Below are 18,389 nucleotides of genomic sequence, written 5' to 3'. Positions count from 1 at the left end.
GCAGCAACCATCAGCGACGGCTGATATGGAGCGGGCCGAAGGTCTGCGCCACCGGCATGATCTCGATGCTGTTGATGTTGACGTGGGCCGGCTGCTGGCTGATCCAGAGCACGGTATTGGCGATGTCTTCCGGCTGGATCGCCTGCACCCCCTGATAGACGGTGGCCGCCTTGGCGTCGTCACCGTGGAAGCGCACGTTGGAGAACTCGGTGCCGCCGCACAGACCCGGCTCCACGTTGGTGACGCGGATGGCGGTGCCCGCCAGATCGGCGCGCAGGTTGAGGCTGAACTGCTTCACGAACGCCTTGGTGGCGCCGTAGACGTTGCCGCCCGGATAGGGGTAGGTGCCGGCGATGGAGCCGATGTTGATGACGTGGCCGCGATTGCGCGTCACCATGCCCGGCAGCAGCAGGCGGGTGAGCAGGGTCAGGCCGCTGATGTTGGTGGCGATCATCTGCTCCCAGTCCTCAAGGTCTGCCTTGTGGGCCGGCTCCAGCCCCAGCGCCAGCCCGGCGTTGTTGACCAGCAGATCCACCTCGCGCCACTCGGCCGGCAGCCCGTCGATGGCGGCGCGGGTGGCCGCCTTGTTCTGCACGTCGAACACCAGCGGCAGGAACTGGGCGCCCAGCTCGTCGGCCAGGGCGGCCAGCCGTTCGGCGCGGCGGCCGGTGCCGATCACCCGGTAGCCCGCCTGCACCAGCTGACGGCTGATGGATTCACCAAAACCGGACGAGGCGCCCGTTACCATTGCAATCATCTGAACCTCCATTTCTACAGCGCTATTGTTATTTATCTGTTTGAAATCAATCTTATCTATTCGTCGCTCAATTCACGCCCGCTCGCCTTGCGCCAGATGAAGACCAGCAGGTGGAGCAGGAACAGGCCCGAGCCCCCCAACGCGAACAGCAGGCCGGTGAGGGCATTGACCGAGGTGTCGGCGCCACACCACCACCAGACCAGCCAGCCGACCAGGCCGATGGCGAAGGTCTGGCCGGCGCAGACCGGGCAGCGCCCCAGCTTGGCCCTGATGGCGGTGGCGAGGCAGTTGTCGCAGCTCATCCCCTCTCCTCTTCTCTCCTCTCTCCGGCCAGCTTCAGCACTAGCCGGTGGGCATGCTGACCGTGGCCATAATAATCCAGCAGCTTCTGCCTTGGCCGAAAACCCAGCCCGCGGTAGAGCGCCTGCGCCTCTTCATTGGCATCGCCCACCTCCAGCCGGATCGCCCCCCAGCCTGCCTCTTTGCCCTCCCGGATCACCTGCTCCAGCAGGCGGCGGGCCCAGCCCTGGCGGCGGATGGTCCAGCGGATGGCGAGGGTCTGGATGATCAGCCGATCCCAGCCCCTGTGCTCCAGCAAACAGAGGTAGCCCATCAGCTGCTCCTGCTGGTCCAGCACCAGCAAGGTGCGCCCCTTGGCCTGGGTCAGCAGATAGTGCCAGCGGCTGCGGCCAAAGGCGACTTCGGGGGGAAAACAGTAGCGTTCCAGCTTAACGATGGCGCCCAGATCATCGGTCCGGGCCGCGCGCACGGTCAACACGGGGAATCCTTGTTCGGTTATTTATCTTCATCACCAAAAATGCGACTTGTATCACAAGTTACCAAGGCGGCATATTAGGCACTGTAACCTCTTGTTTCCCCTCGCGCCATTGTCGTGCTTGTCGGTGCATCGAAGCCCACTGGGGATCCTGCCGCTTAAGGCAGTTTCATCTGTGGAGCCGAAAAAATGAGTACCTACGTCATCGTCGAAGAGCTGGGCGACTGGCCTTGCCATGCCGATTATCTGCTGACCGCCCGCACCTACCTGCAACACGGGGTGCCCACCACCGGCGGCCGCCCCCGCATCATCAACCTCTGCCGCAATCTGGAGCACCTCGGCGCCGGCTACTACTGCTCGCTGCTGGCCCAGGCCCGCGGTCATCACTGCCTGCCGGGCCTGCAGGTCATCAGCCAGCTGCAACCCCAGCAGCCGCCGGCCAAGCTGTGGCGCAAGCTGCAGGGCTGGCTGGCCCAGCAGAGCGAGGATCGGATCCGGGTGCGCGCCATCTTCGGCCAGTGCGAGCAGAGCGAGCTGGCGGGGCTGGCCCGCTACTACTACGGCCTGAGCCAGCTGCCGCTGCAGGAGCTGACCCTCAAGCGCGGCCGCCACGGCTGGTCGGTGCGCCAGCAGCAGAGCCTGTCGCCGCTGGCACTGAGCCCAAGCGAGCAGACGCTGATGCTGCACCACGCCCAGGCGCTGGTGGGCACGGGTGACGAGGAGCAGGCGGCGCCGCTCTACCAGCTCGCCATCCTGGTCGACCCCAACGACGGCCGTGCCAGCAGCGATGCGCTGGCGCTGGATCGCTTCGTCCAGGCGGCCGCGGCCCAGGGGATCCGGGCCGAGATCCTGGCGCCGTCCGCCATCGAGCGGCTGCCGGAGTTCGACACCCTCTGGCTGCGCTCCGAGACCGCGGTCGGCCACTACACCTTCGAATTTGCCCGCCGCGCCGAGCAGCTCAAGATGCCGGTGATCGACAGCTCCCGCGCCATCCTCGCCTGCAGCAACAAGCTCTACCTCTACGAGCTGATGGTGCGCAGCGGCGTGCCCATGCCGCCCACCATGGTGGTGACCCGCCGCGGCCGCCACCACGTGGACGAGCTGGTGCAGCGGCTCGGCCTGCCGCTGATGGTGAAGGTACCCGACGGGGCGCAGGGGCGCGATCTGGCCATGGCCAGCGACGAGCAGCAGCTCTCCCGCCTGCTGGACGAAGGGCTGGGGCGCTCCGCCCTGCTGCTGGTACAGAGCCGGATCCCCGCCGAGTTCGACTGGCGCATCGGCTTTCTCGACGGCTCGCCGCTGTTTGCCTGCCGCCGCTTCCGCCCCGAACCCGGCAACCGCATCCGCCGCCGCAAGCACCCCCTCGACATGAGCCGCATCGAGGCACTGCCGCTCAACGAGGTACCGGAGCGGGTGTTGCAGACCGCCCGCCGCGCCGTTCATCAGCTCGGCAACGGCCTGTTCGGGGTCGATCTGCGCCAGCAGGGGCGTGACTGCGTGCTGCTGGAAATCATCGACAATCCCTGGATACGTGGCGATATTGAGGACAGAGAGGCAAAGGACCTCTACGAGCGCCTCGCCCGGGCCTTCCGCCAACGGCTGGAGAACCGGGGGCAGAGCGCGGCCGGATAACAAGCATCGAGAGCAGAGGTGGATATGATGACGACTGATTGGTGGGACATAGCGCCCCTTGGCTGGGAGAACATCCTGGTCTGTCTGGTGTGCGGCACCCTGGTGGGGCTGGAGCGGCAGCTGCGCGGCAAGCCGGTCGGCATCCGCACCTCCTCGCTCATCATCCTCGGCACCTACTGCTTTCTCGCCATCGGTGCCGCCGTCAGCCCCCAGAGTGCCGATCAGGCGCGGGTGCTGGGCCAGCTCATCACCGGCATCGGCTTTCTCGGCGCCGGGGTGATGATGACCCGGGATGGCCAGGTACTGGGGGTCACCTCCGCTGCCACCGTCTGGATGCTGGCCGCCCTCGGCGCCCTCATCGGCATGCAGATGCTGCACCAGGCGCTGCTGCTCACCGGCGTCACCCTCTCCATCCTGGTGGGGGTGGACTACCTGGAGACCAGCTTCAAAGGCCTGCGCCGCGGGGTACACAACCGACTGGAGAGCTGGCGGCACGGCAACGGCCGGGCCGATCCTCATCAGGACGAGCTCGGCAGCGGCATCGAGAAGTAACGTCCCAATGAACAAGGGCTCCATCACGGAGCCCTTGTTGTTTACCAGCCTCAACGCACCAGCAGGAAGCGGCCGGTGAGCGGCGGCAAATCCACCGTCACGCTGCTGCCACCGATGGCCAGGCGCTCGCCGCTCTGCAGATCCACCAGGGCGCTGCCACTGCGCAACTTGCTGGCCGGCACCGCATAGCGCTGGGGCGTGGTGGAGACGTTGAGCAGGTAGACTACTTGCTCCGCCGCCGTCTGCTTGATGTCGCCATAGACGCTGCCCTCGGCCACCAGCTTGACCCGTTCCCCCTGATAGAGGGCGGGGTGGGCGGCGCGCAGGGCCAGCAGCTGGCTGAGCCACTGTTTCAGCTCGCCCTGCTCGCTGCTCGGCACGAAACCGGTGACACCGGGCACCTTGCCATCGCTGCGGGCCACGTGATCGTCACAGAGCCCCTGGGCGGCGCAGTCGCCCCCCACCTGATTGGCAAAGCCTGGCACCTCGTCGCCAAACTCCTCGCCGTAGTAGAGGGTGATGGGGCCGGAGCGGGCCGCCAGGAAGCTGAAGGCCGCCTTGTGGCGCAGCCAGTAGTCCGCCGGATTGAAGTTGCCGCGCTCCAGCAGATCGCCGAAGCGCACCAGATCGTGGTTGCCCAGCATCAAGTTCGGCATGGCGTGATCCGGGTAGTTCTCCACCTTGTTCCAGCTGGCGTCGAGCACGCTGGCCCCCTGCCCGCCCTTGCCGGACTCCTCCACCGCCAACGCCTGCACCAGGCCGTAGCGCAGCGGGAAATCGAACGCCGAGGAGAGCGCCGGGTTGTCGCTCGGCCCGTACGCCTGGGCGCGGATCTCGTCGGCCCCTTTCCACACTTCCCCGACCATATAGCCGAGGGTGCCCCACTGCTGGCCGGCGGCCTTGCGCGCCGCACTGGCCCGCTCCACCTCGCGGCGAATGGCGCGCCAGTCGTCAAGATCGAGCTGATAGGCCTGATCGAGGCGCCAGCCGTCGATGCCGTACTGCTCGACCCAGTAGCGGGCCACCTCCTTGAAGTAGGCCAGGCTCTCGGGCTGGCTGTAATCCACCAGCTGGCCGGGATACCCGGCACCGCCGCTCTTGAGGGCGGGCAGGCGCCCCGCGGGGGAGGGCTTGCTCACCCCCACCTTGCCCACGTGGCCGAATACCCCGTCGAGGAAGACGTAGAGACCGCGCTGATGCGCCCCGTCCACCAATTTTTTAAGCTGGGCGTTGCTGCCGAAGTTGGGGTCCACGTTGAAGAAGTCGCAGGCGAAGTAGCCGGTGGCATCCAGTCTGTCGTCCCCGCCCTGGCCGGCGCAGGAGTCGAACACCGGGGTCAGCCAGATGGCGTTGACGTTGAGGCTCTTGATGTAGTCCAAGCTGTCGATGATCCCCTGCAGATCGCCGTTGTGCTGGGAGGGACCGTAGCCGACGCCGTAGTTGGCGCTGCCGTCGCCGTCGACGAAGGACTCCACCATCACCTGATAGGTGCGCAGGTTGCAGGCCGGCTGGTCATTGCCGTAGCAGGCGCGGCTGGCGGTGGCCGGCGGCGGGTTGGTGACCGGGGGCTGGGGCTCGCTGGAACCGCTCCCGCCTCCGCTGCCGCAAGCCGTCAGTAACAGGGCGGCCCCGATGAGGCCGCCACGACGCAACGTTCCTTGTTTCATTGTTATGTTCCCGCTGTGGTGGTATCGACGCCCAAAGCGCCGCACTGGGGCCATGATAGCGACCCAGCCCGCACGGGTCTGTGACTGAAAACGTTACCTGATTCAGCCGGTTACCCAATCCCTGCTCAGAGCACGCCAGCCGAGGCGAAGCGGTAGCTGAGGGAGAGCCAGTAGGCACGGCCCGGCTCCGGGATGCGCCCCACCTGCTCGTAGCCCAGCCCGGCCTGACTGGCGTGCACCGACTTGGAGAGGTGCTCGTAGTAGAAGGTGTCGAACAGGTTGTCGACCCCGGCCGACAGCTGCCAGCCCGACTGGAACTGCCAGGCTGCGCTCAGGTTCATAGTGAAGAAACCAGGCGTCTCCCCCTGATCCTGGCCGGCTACGGTGCCGGAGCCCACATCGACCCTATCCTGCGCGGCCACGGCGCGGCCCAGCAGGGTCAGGTTCCACGCCTCGGCCGGCTGCCAGCCCAGCGCCAGCTTGCCATCGAGGGGCGGCATCTGGGCCAGCGGCTTGTTGTCGCTGCGGTTTTCACCATAGACCACCGCCAGGCCGCCATCGAGACGCCACTGCTCGGCAAACTGCCAGCGCCCCTCCAGCTCGCCGCCGCGGGTCTGGGCATCGATGTTGCGCACCTTGTTCGACTTGTTGTTATAGAGCAGGTAGTCCTGAATGTCGGCGCTGAACAGGGAGAGGGTCAGGTCCAGATCGCGACTGCGCAGGGCCAGCCCCGCATCCCACTGGCGGCTGCGCTCGGGGTTGAGGGTGAAGGGCACGCTGTCCTTGCTGCGCTCCCAGTAGTCTGGCGCACGCTTGGCCTGACCCCAGGCCAGGTAGCTCGACCAGGCCGGCGACCACTGGTATTCGTAGCGGCCAAAGCCGCTGTCCAGGGTCAGGGTATCGCTGTAGAGGGTCTGATCCCCCGCGCCGTAACGGGTGGTCTCGACCCTGTCCTGCCGGTAGCCCCCCTTGTAGCTGTGGGCCCCCTGCTGACGGCCCAGCTCGGCAAAGCCCCCCTGCTGCTCGAAACGCAGGGTGCGCTGGCGCGGCTGGCTGGCGTAATCCACCCCGCTGCGGGCCCTGTGCTGATCCCGGTTGGCATCGAACCCGGCGGTCAGCAGCCAGTCGGCCGGCAGGGCGATGTCGTTGGCCCAGCGCCCGCCGGTGTTGCGCCGATCCGGGTTGGAGAGCATCTTCATGCCGCTGTTCGGCCGCAGGCTGAAGTTGTCCATGATGTGGTCTATGTCGTTGTCCCACAGGGTCAGCTCGCTGCGCTGCCAGTGGGTGGTGATCTGCTCCTGCCTGAGCTTGAGGCCGAAGGATTCGCGGTCAAACATGGGGCCGTCCATGGTGCGATCCGCATAGGCGGCGCGGGCGTTGCTGCGCTCGGCGGTGAGTTCGAGCCAGGTGTGCTCGCTGGGCGTCCAGCCAAGCTGGGCGGTGCCGTTCTCGCGTCGGTAGAAGGAGCGCACCTTGTCGCCGTGGCCGTCACGGTAGTCATCGCTGTCGGAGTGGGTGAACTGGCCGCGCAGATAGCCCTGCGGCGCCCCCACGGTGGCATCCAGCATCTGGTCGTCGCGCCCGAAGCTGCCATAGAGCGCCGACGCCTCGGCCTTGACGCCGGGGGCGGTGAATTCGGGTCTGTCCCGCTCGAACAGCACGGTCCCCGCCAGGGTCGCTCCCTGCTCGAGGGATTGTGGCCCCTTCAGCACCCGGATCCGGTCAAAAGATTGAGGAAAAACGTAGGCAGTGGGCGGGTCCATCCGGCCGCCGCAGCCGCCGGCCAGCATGCCGCCATCCATCTGCACGTTGAGGCGGGACATGCCCATCCCCCGCAGCACGGGATCGCCACCCAGCCCCCCCTTGCGCACCATGCTCATGCCGGTGACGTTCTTGAGGTAACCTGCGCCGTCGGCCGCCGGCATGGGGGAGCCCGGTTTCTTGGGATCCAGGGTCACCTCCAGGGTACTGGCGGGGCGACTGGCGACCACCACCATGGGTTCCAGTTGCTGGACGGCCTCCTGACCGGCGGCGCCGTGACAGGCGAGGCCACCCACCAGCAGGGCCAGCGGGGTGCGCATATGACAAGCCATACTCTTTCCTTATCTCTCTGTTTATGTTGTTGTTTTAATTCCAATCGCCAAACCATTCAGCTGCTGGAAGGTTTGCCGTCAGGCTGCAAAAAAGGCCTGCGGCACGATGGCGGCAAGCCCTGAGAAGCGAAACCAGGCTAGGGTTGGCAAAATGTTGCGCAGGTTTTACCCAAATTGGGTGAGGAAGGCAAACGCTCAAACATTCCCTTTACAGGAATCTTGTGATGGCTCACAAAAACAGGGAGTTAGCTGAAGGCCTCCCGCTCATCGATGGGCTTGATCAGGTGATAGACCTCGTGAGCCGACAGAGTACAGCCGGCGGGCCACTCCAACTGATGATGACGATTGATGAAGACCCGGGCGAAGCGTCGCTCCGAATCCAGCGCCGCGAACAGCGGCTGGGTGCGCCAGGGGGCGAGATCCAGCGCCCCCGTGGTACCGTCCGAGAGCACCACGAACAGGCTCCACCCCTGCAAATATTCCACATCGATAAAGACCGGCATCCCTTCGGCTCCGATTGAGAAAAATCGGCGCCATTATAGATAAGCCCCCGCCCTCGCTTTGCAGGCAGGATCACAGTTTTTCCAGTCGTTTCTGCTGTCTGCAACCCTTGTCCGCCATCACAGAAAAATCATAAAACGTGCCAAAAGTTGCGCTTTCGCACGCTTCCGACGCAACCTTTGCCCGCCACCACTGTCATAACCCTGCAATATAAAAACAATGCGCCCGTGGACGGGTGCAAACAGGCTTGTAGGAACAACAATGACCACTATCAGACGATGGCTGGGACCGTTTTGGCCCATCGCCGTTTTTTCATTGATCGCGCTCGTCTCTCTCTCCATCAGTCGGCTCGCGCTCGGCCTCTGGCAGCTGGAGCGGGTCGACGCCGTCGCCGGCTGGCAGGAGATGCTGCTGCAGGGAGTGCGGGTCGACTTCGCCACCCTCTGCTGGCTATGGGGCGTGCCCGCCGTGTTCACCCTGCTGCTGGCCGGCCCCCATGCCGTGGGCCGTGCCTAGCTGCAGTTCATCCGGGTCTGGCTGACCCTGGGGCTCTGGCTGCTGCTCTTCCTGGAGATCTCCACCCCCTCCTTCGTGACCGAGTACGGGGTGCGGCCCAACCGCCTCTACGTGGAGTACCTCATCTATCCCAAAGAGGTGTTCGCCATGCTGTGGACCGGCCGCAAGGGCGAGCTGCTGCTGGCGCTGGTGTTCAGTTGCACCGTGCTGGCGGGCGGCTGGTGGCTGAGCGGCCGCCTTTTGCGCGGCATCAGCTTCCCGCGCTGGTATCTGCGTCCGGCGTTTGCCCTGCTGATCCTGGCCATCGGTTTTCTCGGTGCCCGTTCCAGCCTGGGCCATCGCGCCCTCAACCCGGCCATGGTGGCGTTTGCCAGCGATCCCCTGGTCAATGCGCTCACCGTCAACTCCTCCTACTCCCTGTTCTTCGCCATCAAGCAGATGCGGGCCGAGGAGGATGCCGGCCAGTTCTACGGCGAGCTGCCCCGTCAGCGCATTCTGGAGCTGGTTCGCCAGGAGAGCGGCCGCGAATCCCATGAATTCAGCTCCGACACCCTGCCCAGCCAGACCTTCAACGAGGCCAGCTACGGCGGCAAGCCGAAGAACCTGGTGATCCTGCTGCAGGAGAGCCTGGGCGCCCAGTTCGTCGGTTCCCTTGGCGGCCTGCCGCTCACCCCCAACATCGATGCATTGTCGAAACAGGGTTGGGCGTTCGAGCAGCTCTACGCCACCGGCACCCGTTCGGTGCGCGGCATAGAGGCGGTGCTGACCGGCTTCACGCCGACCCCGGCCCAGGCCGTGGTCAAGCTTGGCAAGAGCCAGACCAACTTCTTCACCATCGCCGATCTGCTCAAGCAGCGGGGCTACGACACCAGCTTCATCTACGGCGGCGAGAGCCACTTCGACAACATGCGCAGCTTCTTCCTCGGCAACGGCTTCACCACCATCGTCGAGCAGAAGGACTTCAAGAACCCGGTGTTCGAGGGCTCCTGGGGTGCCTCTGACGAAGATCTGATGGCCAAGGCCGACCAGACCTTCCAGGCTCTGCACAAACAGGGCAAACCCTTCTTCAGCCTGGTGTTCAGCTCGAGCAACCACGATCCGTTCGAGTTTCCCGACGATCGCATCGCCCTCTATGAACAGCCCAAGCAGACCCGCAACAACGCAGCCAAGTATGCGGACTACGCCATCGGCGAGTTCTTCAAAAAGGCGAGAAATTCGGAGTACTGGAAAGACACCCTGTTCCTGGTCATCGCCGATCACGACAGCCGGGTCAGCGGCGCCAGCCTGGTGCCCATCCCCCGCTTCCACATTCCGGGGGTGATCGTGGGTGACGGCATAGCGCCGAGACAGGATCCCCGCATCATCAGCCAGATCGACATGGCACCGACCCTGCTCTCCCTGATGGGGATCAGCGCCGACTATCCCATGCTCGGCAAGGATCTGACCCGCATGCCCGCCGACTGGCCGGGCCGCGCCATCATGCAGTACGACAAGAACTTCGCCCTGATGCGCGGCAAGGACGTGGTGATCCTGCAGCCGGAGCGGGCGCCGGAAGGCTTCATCTATGAGGATGCGACAGAGACGCTCACCCCGGCGCCACAACCTGCCACCATGAAGGACGCGGCCCTCGGCCTCGCGCTCTGGGGCAGCCTCGCCTATCAGCAGGGGCTCTACCGGACGGCGCCGGACACCCGCACCGCGCTGAACTGAGCGCCCTAAAACAAAACCCGCCGATTGGCGGGTTTTTTGTGAAAGGCAACAGGTATCAGGTGTTGAGGAAGCAGGGCAGCGAGCGGCTGAACTTGTGCTCGAACACCAGCGAGGTCTCGAGGTGTACCACCTCCTCGCGGGAGGTGAAGTGATCGAACACGAAGTTGCGCAGGTGTTCGGTGTCAGAGACGCACAGATGCACCAGGAAATCATCCTTGCCCCCCATGTGGAACAGGCTGATCACCTCGGGCAGCGCCAGGATGGCATCGCGAAACGCATCGATGATCTGGCGGCTGTGGCGGGCCAGCTGCAGGGATACCATGGCCTGGATGTGACCCCCCAGCGCCTGGTAATCCACCTCGCAGTGGGCGCCCTTGAGCACCCCATCCTGCTGCAGCTTGCGCACCCGCTCCAGACAGGTGGACGGTGCCACCCCGACCAGCGCGGCCAGATCCTTGTTGGTCATGCCCGCATCGCGAAACAGATGGGCCAGGATATCCAAATCCAGTTGATCCAGGTTTCTCATCTTTACTCCTTGAACCGCTCAATTTTTTAGACTCTGCCCGTAAACCGGGCTGAACACAACGCAGATTGACATCGGGGCCGCGCCCCCTATGCTTTGGCGCACTCAAAACCCGGCTCACGCCCGCAGCCACTGGCTTCATAAGGAGCTTTATGCACCCCTCCCACCCCTTCTGGAGCCAGGAGGTGCCGCGCCTCGACGGCCAGCTGCTGCTGACCCCCTGCCCCGGCACCCAGCAGGTTGCGTTGCCGCTGGCCCTCGATCAGCTCAGGCTGGCCGGCGCCCGCGCCGTCATCACGCTGATGACTGACGCCGAACTGGCCCGCCTCGAGCTGGCCCACCTTGGCGAGGCGGTCGAGCGCGAGGGATTGCGCTGGTTTCACCTGCCCATCGAGGATGACCAGGCCCCCGACGCCACCTTCGAGCTCGCCTGGCAACAGACGCTGCCGCAGCTGCTGGCCCTGCTGCGCGAGGGGCAGCACCTGGCCATCCACTGCAAGGGCGGCAGCGGTCGCACCGGGCTGGTGACGGCGGCTCTGATGATGAGCCTGGGCCAGCCCCGACAGGAGGCGATGGCCGCCATCAAGGCTCACAGACCCAAGGCGTTCACCCTGGCCTGCCACCGCCAATGGCTCGACCAGCTGGCCGAGCGGCTGGAGCAGTACGCCTGATTACTTGCCACCCTGGTCGTAGGTGAAGACCTTGCCGATATCCTCCACCCGATAGCTGGTGAGCTGGTAGACGTAGTAGTTGAGCCAGTTGGCAAACAGCAGGTGGCCGTGGCTGCGCCAGCTGGCGCGCGGGGTCTGGCTCGGGTCGTTGTTCGGGTAGTAGTTGACCGGAATGACGGGCTCAAGCCCGGCGGCCAGATCCCGCTGATACTCGCCATCCAGGGTCAGCGCATCGTATTCGGGATGACCGGTGACGAACACCTGGCGACAATCCTTGGTAGCCGCCAGATAGACCCCCGCCTCTGCCGATTCGGCAAAAATCTGCAGATCCGTGTTGGCGCGGATAAGATCTCCGTCAAACGCCGCATAACGGGAGTGAGGCGCCACGAACTCATCGTCGAAACCGCGCAGCAGCGGCTCGTGTTCATCGAGCCTGTGGTGACGATAGACCCCGGAGAGTTTCTCGCCGTGGGTCTGCTTCTCCATGCCGTACAGAGCCTTCAGCGCCGCCTGCACCGCCCAGCAGAGGAACAGGGTGGAGGTGACGTGCTGATGGGACCACTCGATGATCTCGACGACACGCGGCCAATAGACCACCTCCTCGAACTCCACCAGCCCGAGCGGCGCCCCCGTGATGATCATGCCGTCGTAGTTGTTGCCCCGCACCTGTTCGAAGTCGTGATAGAAGTTTTCTAGGTGTGCCTGGGGGGTGTTCTTCGACTCTCGATCGTCGATGCGCAGCAGATCCACGTCCACCTGCAACGGCGAGTTGGAGAGCATCCGCATCAGCTGGATCTCGGTCTCTATCTTCTTGGGCATCAGGTTGAGGATGAGCACCCGCAGCGGGCGAATGTTCTGGGTGACGGCCCGGGACTCCGTCATCACGAAGATGTTCTCCTGCCCCAGCACTTCGGCGGCGGGTAACTGATCCGGGATCTTGATCGGCATGCTTACTCCCTGTACTGCATCGGTAAATATGTCTGGACATCCAGAAGCCTATAATAAAGCGACTACCCTGTCATCAGATACCTTTTGTATTCACCCCCACCTTTGACTAGCATACGGCTCAATGTGTCTCTCGCATCCAAGACAATGACAGGTATCAAGATTTCAGTAGACCGGCTGCAAGTCGGCAATTACGTCTCTCTGCCACTTGGCTGGCGCGAACACCCCTTCCTGTTTTCCAGCTTCAAACTCAAGAACGAAGAGGAGATCGAGCTCATTCGCCGGCTCGGTCTCAAGCTGGTGACCATCATCCCGGACAAGAGCGACGCCCCGCCCAAGCCGCTGAACCAGGTTCAGACCCAGCCGCAGGAGGCGCCAGACACGGCCCAGCGTCAGGCCGAGATGCAGCAGGAGAAGGAGCGCCGCATCGAGCAGTTGCAGCAGTATCGCCGCGACCTGCAGCCGTGCGAGAAGCAGTTCCAGCAGTCGCTGGCCCAGGTGCGCAACGTGATGGGCAAGATCCAGTCTCGCCCCCTCAACGCCATCGGCGAGGCGCAGGAGCTGATCAATGCCATGACCGAGCAGTTGCTGTCGGTGGACGAGATGGTGCTGCACCTGGTCTCCGACAGCGAGGATGGCAACAACCTCTACTTCCACTCCCTCAACGTCAGCGTGCTCAGCATGCTGCTGGCCAAGGAGTGCAACATGTCGGCCGACGAAATCCGCCGGGTCGGCATGGGGGCCCTGTTCCACGACATCGGCAAGCTGAAGATCCCGAGCCAGATCCTGCGCAAGACCGAGCCGCTGACCAAGCCCGAGCGCAACCTGATGGCCCAGCACCCGCGCTACGGACTGGATCTGCTCAACCTGGCCAAGGACTTCCCGGCCGAGGCGAAGGGGATCGTGCTGCACCACCACGAATACCTGGACGGCAGCGGGCCGGAGGGGCTCAAGAAGGGGCAGCTCGACCCGCTGACCCAGATTGTGTCGCTGATCAACGAGTACGATAACCTCTGCCACATGCAGGCCAAGGTGCCCTACTCGGCCCTGAGCGGTCTCTACAAGCAGCGCAAGGCCCAGTTCAACCCGGACTACCTCGGCATGCTGATCCGGCTGATGGGGATCTACCCGCCGGGCAGCGTGGTGCAGCTCTCCAACGGTCAGGTGGGGCTGGTGATGTCGGTCAACACCTCTCGCCTGCTCTACCCCTCGGTGCTGGTGTACGATCCGCGCATTCCGCGCCAGGAGGCGGCCATCATCGACCTGCAGCAGGCCGAGCTCTCCATCGCCAAGGTGATCCACCCCAAGCGACTACCGCCGGCGGTGTTTGAGTACCTCAATCCACGCACCCGCATCAGCTACTACTTCGAACACAACAAGCCCTGATGGAGCCGGCCACCCAGGTGGCCACCCCAACCCCACCGCCAGCCCCGAGGAGCCCTTCATGCGCATCGAAATCATCAGCACTGGCGACGAGATAGTGACGGGCCTGGTGGTGGACACCAACGCCGCCTGGCTCAGCGCCCTCCTGCTGGAGCAGGGCTGGCAGGTGCGCCGCCGCGTCACCGTGGGGGACAACCTCAAGGACTTGAAGGTTGTGCTGCAAGAGAGTGCCGCCCGCGCCGAGGTAGTGCTGGTGTGCGGCGGGCTCGGCCCCACCGCCGACGACCTCACCGCCCAGGCGGCGGCCGAGGCCTTTGACCAGCCGCTCACCCTCTTCCCCCACTGGCTCGCCACTATCGAAGCGCGCTACGCCAGCCGTGGCCGACCCATGCCAGCCAGCAACGCCAAGCAGGCCTGGCTGCCGCAGGCGTGCGAGATCCTCGACAACCCGGTGGGCACCGCCTGTGGCTTCCTGGTGCAGGCGGGCCCGAGCCGACTCTTCTTCACCCCGGGCGTGCCGTTCGAGTTCAAGCAGATGGTGCGCGAACAGATCTTGCCGCGCCTCAAGGCACTGGCCGGCGCAGAGAGTGACACCGAACTGCGCCGCTTCTACACGTTTGGCGTCTCGGAGTCGGCCCTCAGCGACATGCTGGATGCCGCCCCCTGGCCCGCCGGTATCGAGCTCGGCTACCGCTCCTCCATGCCGCTCATCGAGCTCAAGCTCATCGGCCACGGAGCCTCGGCGGCAGACATGGACGCCGCCGAGGCGCGGCTGCTCACGGCCATCGAGCCCTGGCTGGTGGGACGGGGAGACGAGGAGCCGGCGCGGCAGATCCTGGATCTGTTGGGAGATAAACCGCTGACGCTGCTGGAAGGGGAGAGCCGGGGCGCCCTGCTGGCCATGTGTCACGAGCACCCGGCCCTGGCGGCCGGCTTCAGCCACACCCTGAGCGATGACCTGATGCAACTGGCGGCGCCTGCGGCCCCTTTGAGCCTGACTCTGGGCCGGGCAGGCCCGGACGGCGTGCCGCTGCTGCTCTGCGCCGACGGGCAACTGCACGGCCAGACCCTCAAGGTCAGCCACCCGGATCCCGACAGCGGCCGCCGGATCCTCGCCTTCGCCGCCCTCGACATGCTGCGCCGCCACCTGCTGGGGCTGCCGGTGCTCGGCGACTACCGCACCCTGGCCCGCACCGCCAGCCGTTAACAGACTGCAGCCAGGTGCTCACCCCTCGCGGGGCATCAATCCAGACTCTTCTTGAAGCGATGGGCGGCCAGAGTCAGCACCAGCAGGGTGAAACCCGCCAGCCAGAGCACGTCCGGCAACAGCTCGGAAAGCTCGCCACCGCGCAGCACTATGCCCCGGATCAGCCGCATGAAGTGGGTGGCCGGCAGCACCTCGGCAATCCACTGGGCCGGCAGCGGCATCCCCTCGTAGGGAAACATGAAGCCCGACAGCAGGATCGAGGGCAGCAGGATGAACACCGTCATCTGCATCGCCTGCAGCTGGGTCTGCGCCAGGGTGGAGATGAGCAGCCCCAAGGTCAGGCTGGCGGCGATGAACAGCAGGGTCGCCAGCAGCACCTGGCTCAGGGCGCCGTTGATGGGCACCGCGAAGATGAAGTGGCCAAGACCGAGGATGATGGCCACCTGGATCAGCCCCACCCCGATATAGGGCAGGATCTTGCCCAGCATCAGCTCCATCGAGCTGACCGGGGTGGTGATGAGCAGCTCCAGATTGCCGCGCTCCCGCTCCCGCACTATGGCCGCCGAGGTAAACATGATCATGGTCATGGTGAGGATCACCCCGAGCAGGCCGGGCACTATGTTGACCGCCGAGCGGCGCGCCGGGTTGAAGTAGAGCACGGTCTCGAAGGTGGGCGGTACCGGCTTGAGGTCGGGCCTCAGATCCGAGAGCGGCATGTTGCGAAGGCCGAGCAGGGCGCCGGCGATCATGGTGTCCGAGCCATCCACCAGCCACTGGCCCGCCGTCTCGCCGGCGCTGAGCCGACGACTCAGATCGGCGGGCAGCACCAGCACGGCGCGCACCTCGCCCCGGGTCAGCGCGGCTTCGGCCTGCTGCACCCCGACATATTGCTGCTTGATGTGCACCACCTGGCTCGCCTTCACCGCCTCCACCAGCAGCCGGCCCGGCACGCTCTGGCTCATGTCTACCAGTCCCACCGGGATCTGGCGTACGTCGGTGTTGATGGCGTAGCCGAACAGCAGCAGCTGGATCAACGGGATCATCACCACCATGCCAAAGGTCAGTCTGTCTCTGGCCAGCTGGCGCAGTTCTTTCTGGGTAATGGCCCAGAGCCGTCGCAGACTGTTCATGCCCTTGGCTCCTGACCGGTGCAGCTGACGAACACATCTTCGAGACTCGGCCTGACCAGCGCCAGGCTCGCACCAGCCAGCGCCGGGCAGGCCTGCTGCAGCCAGGCCACCGGCTCTGCCAGCTCCTTGTCCACCAGCACCCGCAGGCGCTGGCCGAGCTGGGCGGCGGAGCGCACCGGCGCCAGCTGCACCAGTTGCTGCTTGAGCAGCCGCAGGTCGGCAGCCTGCACCTCCACCACCCGGGTGCTCATGGCATCCATCAGCGCCTGTGGCGCCCCCTGGGCCCGTACCCGGCCCGCCTCCATGATGGCCAGCTGGTGGCAGCGTTCCGCCTCGTCCATGTAGTGGGTGGTGACCAGAATGGTGGTACCTCCTTCGCTCAGGTCGAACAGCTTCTCCCAGAAATCGCGCCGGTTCTGCGGGTCCACCGCCGAGGTGGGTTCATCGAGCAGCAGCAGCGCCGGCTGGTGGATCACCGCCGCCGCCAGCGCCAGCCGCTGCTTCTGGCCGCCGCTCATGGCGCCGGCCCGCTGCCGTGCCAGCGGCGCCAGCTCATAGGTGGCGAGCAGCTCGTGCAGACGGGCGGCCAGCCCGGCGCCGCCCATGCCGTGGATCCGCCCCATGAACTCCAGGTTCTCCCAGGCGGTCAGCTCATCATAGAGGGAGAACTTCTGGGTCATGTAGCCGATCCGCCGGCGCAGGGTCTCGGCCTCGCGGGGGATGCTCAGCCCCAGCACTTCCACCTCCCCCGCCGAGGGGGTGAGCAGGCCGGTCAGCATGCGCAGGGTGGTGGACTTGCCGCAGCCGTTGGGGCCGAGAAAGCCGTGGATCTGCCCCTTTGGCACGCAGAGATCCAGCCCGTCCACCGCCAGAAAATTACCGAAGCGGCGGCTCACCCCCAGCGCCCGGATCGCCAGCTCACTCATGGCCGGCCCCTGCACCGGCAGGCTCGGCCTGCAGCGGCAGACCGCTCGGCAGATCCTGCGCCGTCGCCGGCAGATCGATCTCCGCCAGGTAGACCAGTCGGGCCCGATCCCGCTCGTTGAGAGCGTAGTAGGGGGTGAAGGCCGGCTCTTTCGAGATCCAGCGCAGCCGGCCGGTGAAGGGCTCGGCCACCCCGTCCACCTGCACCCGCACCGGCTGGCCGACGCCATAGCCGGCGAGGGAGGGCTCGGGCACATAGACCCTGGCATAGGGGGCCTGATCCGCCTGGATCGCGGCCAGCACGGCACCGACTGCCACCCGCTCGCCGAGGTGATAGGGCAGGCTGTCGAGCCGGCCGCTGCGGGTGGCGACGATAGAGAGATCCGCCAGTTCCCGTTCGGCCAGCGCCACCTCGGCGGTGGCGGCCTGCAGCGCGGCCTGTGCCTCGTCGATATCTTCGCGTCGCACGCCCCGCGTCAGCTTGTCGAGCTGCTGGCGGGCGCCATCCTGTTCGGCCAGGGCGCTGTCACGCTGGGCACGGGCCTTGTCGAGATCCGCCGGGCTCACCAGCTTCCGGCGTACCAGCCGGTCAACGCGCTCGAAGTTGCGCTCGCTCTCCCTGACGGCGGCCTGCGCCTTGTCGAGGCTGGCCCTGGCGGCAGCGATGTCTTCCGGCCGCTCGCCATTGGTCAACCTGGCGAGGGCGGCCCGTGCCTGGGCCTCCCGCGCCCGCGCCTGGGCCAGCACCGCCTGCTGGCGCCTGTCATCGAGGCGGGCCAGCAGGGTGCCCTCCTGCACCTGGCTGCCCTCCGCCACCGGCAGGGCGCGGATGATCTCGCCGGCGGTGGCGGTGAGCAGCACCCGATCCCGCTCCAGAGTGCCGAGGGCGGTGGCGGGGGCCTGCGGTTGGCAGGCACTGAGCAGGCCCGTCAGGGCCAGAGGCAGCAGACAATGACGCAAGGTTGACACTCCTTTCGCGGTGGGCGACGGCCAGTGGTGGCCTGCGGACGGACTCCCGGTGCCGTCAGCATACTCGCTGTTACTTTTCATTTCCTCGCTCCAGTTCACCCATTTGTGCTTAGCTCATCCTGATTACCCATGATTAGCAGTCACCCCGAACTATACTGATCTTATGCACAGTTATCGAGGAGCGAGATCATGGCCAAAAGCAAAGTCCAATTCCAGAAAGGCTACAGCCTGTTTGAGCTTCTCAAGGACTATGGCACTGAAGCTCAGTGCGAAAACGCGTTGTTCACTTGGCGTTTTCCTCACGGCTTTGTCTGCCCTGAATGTGCCAACAAGACCTGTTGTCACCTGAAAAGTCGGCCACGCGTGCTGCAATGCAATCACTGCCATCACCAGATGTCATTGACTGGGAACACTATTTTCGCAAACACCAAGCT

General features: G+C 65.3%; 17 protein-coding genes and 1 pseudogene. 7 read left to right on the top strand and 11 right to left on the bottom strand.

The genetic code is table 11. From position 1 onward, the window contains the following. Nucleotides 1-10: 10 nt before the first annotated feature. The 3 genes from CAK78_RS12650 to CAK78_RS12640 are packed head-to-tail and all read right to left on the bottom strand — an operon-like array spanning nucleotide 11 to nucleotide 1,535. Nucleotides 11-757 carry an SDR family oxidoreductase gene (locus CAK78_RS12650; protein ID WP_017781008.1) on the bottom strand — a complete coding sequence of 249 codons (747 nt, stop codon included), beginning with the start codon at nucleotides 755-757 and terminating at the stop codon, nucleotides 11-13. Between the two features lie 56 nt (nucleotides 758-813). Further along, a complete protein-coding gene (locus tag CAK78_RS12645) occupies nucleotides 814-1,059 on the bottom strand; it encodes a DUF3624 domain-containing protein (protein WP_005308310.1) in 246 nt (81 codons plus the stop codon). Next, on the bottom strand, nucleotides 1,056-1,535 hold the full coding sequence (locus CAK78_RS12640; protein WP_017764600.1) for a GNAT family N-acetyltransferase: 480 nt from the start codon (nucleotides 1,533-1,535) through the stop codon (nucleotides 1,056-1,058). Before CAK78_RS12640 ends, CAK78_RS12645 begins: the two co-directional genes overlap by 4 nt. A 186-nt stretch (nucleotides 1,536-1,721) precedes the next feature. Here CAK78_RS12640 and CAK78_RS12635 point away from each other — a divergent pair, with 186 nt between their 5' ends. Beyond that, the gene (locus CAK78_RS12635; protein WP_094697500.1) at nucleotides 1,722-3,164 is read left to right on the top strand and encodes a RimK family protein; all 1,443 of its coding nucleotides are present in this window, start codon (nucleotides 1,722-1,724) and stop codon (nucleotides 3,162-3,164) included. A 24-nt stretch (nucleotides 3,165-3,188) separates the two neighbouring features. Continuing rightward, entirely contained in the window at nucleotides 3,189-3,716 is a 528-nt protein-coding gene (locus CAK78_RS12630; protein WP_010635289.1) for an MgtC/SapB family protein, read from the top strand. 50 nt (nucleotides 3,717-3,766) lie between these two features. On the opposite strand, the gene CAK78_RS12625 is transcribed toward CAK78_RS12630, so the two are convergent. The 3 genes from CAK78_RS12625 to CAK78_RS12615 form a co-directional block, all read right to left on the bottom strand. Further along, nucleotides 3,767-5,383 carry an alpha-amylase family glycosyl hydrolase gene (locus CAK78_RS12625; RefSeq protein WP_176452777.1) on the bottom strand — a complete coding sequence of 539 codons (1,617 nt, stop codon included), beginning with the start codon at nucleotides 5,381-5,383 and terminating at the stop codon, nucleotides 3,767-3,769. Nucleotides 5,384-5,508: 125 nt separating this feature from the next. After that, complete coding sequence (locus CAK78_RS12620) at nucleotides 5,509-7,476, bottom strand: TonB-dependent copper receptor (protein WP_094697498.1); 1,968 nt, start codon at nucleotides 7,474-7,476, stop codon at nucleotides 5,509-5,511. Nucleotides 7,477-7,721: 245 nt separating this feature from the next. Next, entirely contained in the window at nucleotides 7,722-7,979 is a 258-nt protein-coding gene (locus tag CAK78_RS12615; RefSeq protein ID WP_010635292.1) for a DUF2442 domain-containing protein, read from the bottom strand. 259 nt (nucleotides 7,980-8,238) lie between these two features. On the opposite strand from CAK78_RS12615, the pseudogene CAK78_RS12610 reads away from it, so the two are divergent. Beyond that, a pseudogene (locus tag CAK78_RS12610) lies at nucleotides 8,239-10,203 on the top strand (LTA synthase family protein). Nucleotides 10,204-10,258: 55 nt separating this feature from the next. Here the strand turns inward: CAK78_RS12610 and CAK78_RS12605 are convergent. Next, nucleotides 10,259-10,729: an Lrp/AsnC family transcriptional regulator gene (locus CAK78_RS12605; protein ID WP_005308292.1), complete on the bottom strand. Its 471-nt coding sequence runs from the start codon at nucleotides 10,727-10,729 to the stop codon at nucleotides 10,259-10,261. A gap of 149 nt (nucleotides 10,730-10,878) precedes the next feature. Between CAK78_RS12605 and CAK78_RS12600 the strand changes: the two genes are divergently transcribed. Continuing rightward, nucleotides 10,879-11,397: a cyclin-dependent kinase inhibitor 3 family protein gene (locus tag CAK78_RS12600; protein WP_094697497.1), complete on the top strand. Its 519-nt coding sequence runs from the start codon at nucleotides 10,879-10,881 to the stop codon at nucleotides 11,395-11,397. Here CAK78_RS12600 and metA read toward each other — a convergent pair whose 3' ends face one another. Then, the gene (metA, locus tag CAK78_RS12595; protein WP_005308287.1) at nucleotides 11,398-12,345 is read right to left on the bottom strand and encodes a homoserine O-acetyltransferase MetA; all 948 of its coding nucleotides are present in this window, start codon (nucleotides 12,343-12,345) and stop codon (nucleotides 11,398-11,400) included. 144 nt (nucleotides 12,346-12,489) lie between these two features. Between metA and CAK78_RS12590 the strand changes: the two genes are divergently transcribed. Continuing rightward, nucleotides 12,490-13,728, top strand: a complete 1,239-nt coding sequence (locus CAK78_RS12590; RefSeq protein WP_176452776.1) for an HD-GYP domain-containing protein — start codon at nucleotides 12,490-12,492, stop codon at nucleotides 13,726-13,728. Nucleotides 13,729-13,786: 58 nt separating this feature from the next. Continuing rightward, entirely contained in the window at nucleotides 13,787-14,932 is a 1,146-nt protein-coding gene (locus tag CAK78_RS12585; RefSeq protein ID WP_094697495.1) for a competence/damage-inducible protein A, read from the top strand. Between the two features lie 35 nt (nucleotides 14,933-14,967). Here CAK78_RS12585 and CAK78_RS12580 read toward each other — a convergent pair whose 3' ends face one another. From CAK78_RS12580 to CAK78_RS12570, 3 genes are read right to left on the bottom strand one after another with little or no spacing between them, the layout of a single operon-like run. Then, on the bottom strand, nucleotides 14,968-16,062 hold the full coding sequence (locus tag CAK78_RS12580; protein ID WP_010635297.1) for an ABC transporter permease: 1,095 nt from the start codon (nucleotides 16,060-16,062) through the stop codon (nucleotides 14,968-14,970). Then, the gene (locus CAK78_RS12575) at nucleotides 16,059-16,988 is read right to left on the bottom strand and encodes an ABC transporter ATP-binding protein (protein ID WP_005308277.1); all 930 of its coding nucleotides are present in this window, start codon (nucleotides 16,986-16,988) and stop codon (nucleotides 16,059-16,061) included. The genes CAK78_RS12580 and CAK78_RS12575 overlap by 4 nt, the downstream gene beginning before the upstream one ends. Continuing rightward, a complete protein-coding gene (locus CAK78_RS12570) occupies nucleotides 16,981-17,955 on the bottom strand; it encodes an HlyD family secretion protein (protein WP_094697494.1) in 975 nt (324 codons plus the stop codon). Before CAK78_RS12570 ends, CAK78_RS12575 begins: the two co-directional genes overlap by 8 nt. A 189-nt stretch (nucleotides 17,956-18,144) precedes the next feature. Between CAK78_RS12570 and CAK78_RS12565 the strand changes: the two genes are divergently transcribed. Then, nucleotides 18,145-18,389 (top strand): transposase (locus tag CAK78_RS12565; protein WP_141214133.1); only part of this gene is annotated, 245 nt, incomplete at its 3' end.

The sequence above is a fragment of the Aeromonas sp. A35_P genome, assembly GCF_002259925.1.
GTDB classification, from domain to species: Bacteria; Pseudomonadota; Gammaproteobacteria; order Enterobacterales; family Aeromonadaceae; genus Aeromonas; species Aeromonas dhakensis.
The sequence above is the reverse complement of the archived record's forward strand: the minus strand, read 5'-3'. Positions and strand labels throughout refer to the sequence as shown.

What these genes read in the sequence shown, in the direction of transcription:
- CAK78_RS12650 (WP_017781008.1), bottom strand. Translation starts at nt 757, where the DNA reads ATGATTGCAATGGTAACGGGCGCCTCGTCCGGTTTTGGTGAATCCATC.
- CAK78_RS12645 (WP_005308310.1), bottom strand. Translation starts at nt 1,059, where the DNA reads ATGAGCTGCGACAACTGCCTCGCCACCGCCATCAGGGCCAAGCTGGGG.
- CAK78_RS12635 (WP_094697500.1), top strand. Translation starts at nt 1,722, where the DNA reads ATGAGTACCTACGTCATCGTCGAAGAGCTGGGCGACTGGCCTTGCCAT.
- CAK78_RS12630 (WP_010635289.1), top strand. Translation starts at nt 3,189, where the DNA reads ATGATGACGACTGATTGGTGGGACATAGCGCCCCTTGGCTGGGAGAAC.
- CAK78_RS12625 (WP_176452777.1), bottom strand. Translation starts at nt 5,383, where the DNA reads ATGAAACAAGGAACGTTGCGTCGTGGCGGCCTCATCGGGGCCGCCCTG.
- CAK78_RS12620 (WP_094697498.1), bottom strand. Translation starts at nt 7,476, where the DNA reads ATGGCTTGTCATATGCGCACCCCGCTGGCCCTGCTGGTGGGTGGCCTC.
- CAK78_RS12615 (WP_010635292.1), bottom strand. Translation starts at nt 7,979, where the DNA reads ATGCCGGTCTTTATCGATGTGGAATATTTGCAGGGGTGGAGCCTGTTC.
- CAK78_RS12605 (WP_005308292.1), bottom strand. Translation starts at nt 10,729, where the DNA reads ATGAGAAACCTGGATCAACTGGATTTGGATATCCTGGCCCATCTGTTT.
- CAK78_RS12600 (WP_094697497.1), top strand. Translation starts at nt 10,879, where the DNA reads ATGCACCCCTCCCACCCCTTCTGGAGCCAGGAGGTGCCGCGCCTCGAC.
- metA (WP_005308287.1), bottom strand. Translation starts at nt 12,345, where the DNA reads ATGCCGATCAAGATCCCGGATCAGTTACCCGCCGCCGAAGTGCTGGGG.
- CAK78_RS12590 (WP_176452776.1), top strand. Translation starts at nt 12,490, where the DNA reads ATGACAGGTATCAAGATTTCAGTAGACCGGCTGCAAGTCGGCAATTAC.
- CAK78_RS12585 (WP_094697495.1), top strand. Translation starts at nt 13,787, where the DNA reads ATGCGCATCGAAATCATCAGCACTGGCGACGAGATAGTGACGGGCCTG.
- CAK78_RS12580 (WP_010635297.1), bottom strand. Translation starts at nt 16,062, where the DNA reads ATGAACAGTCTGCGACGGCTCTGGGCCATTACCCAGAAAGAACTGCGC.
- CAK78_RS12575 (WP_005308277.1), bottom strand. Translation starts at nt 16,988, where the DNA reads ATGAGTGAGCTGGCGATCCGGGCGCTGGGGGTGAGCCGCCGCTTCGGT.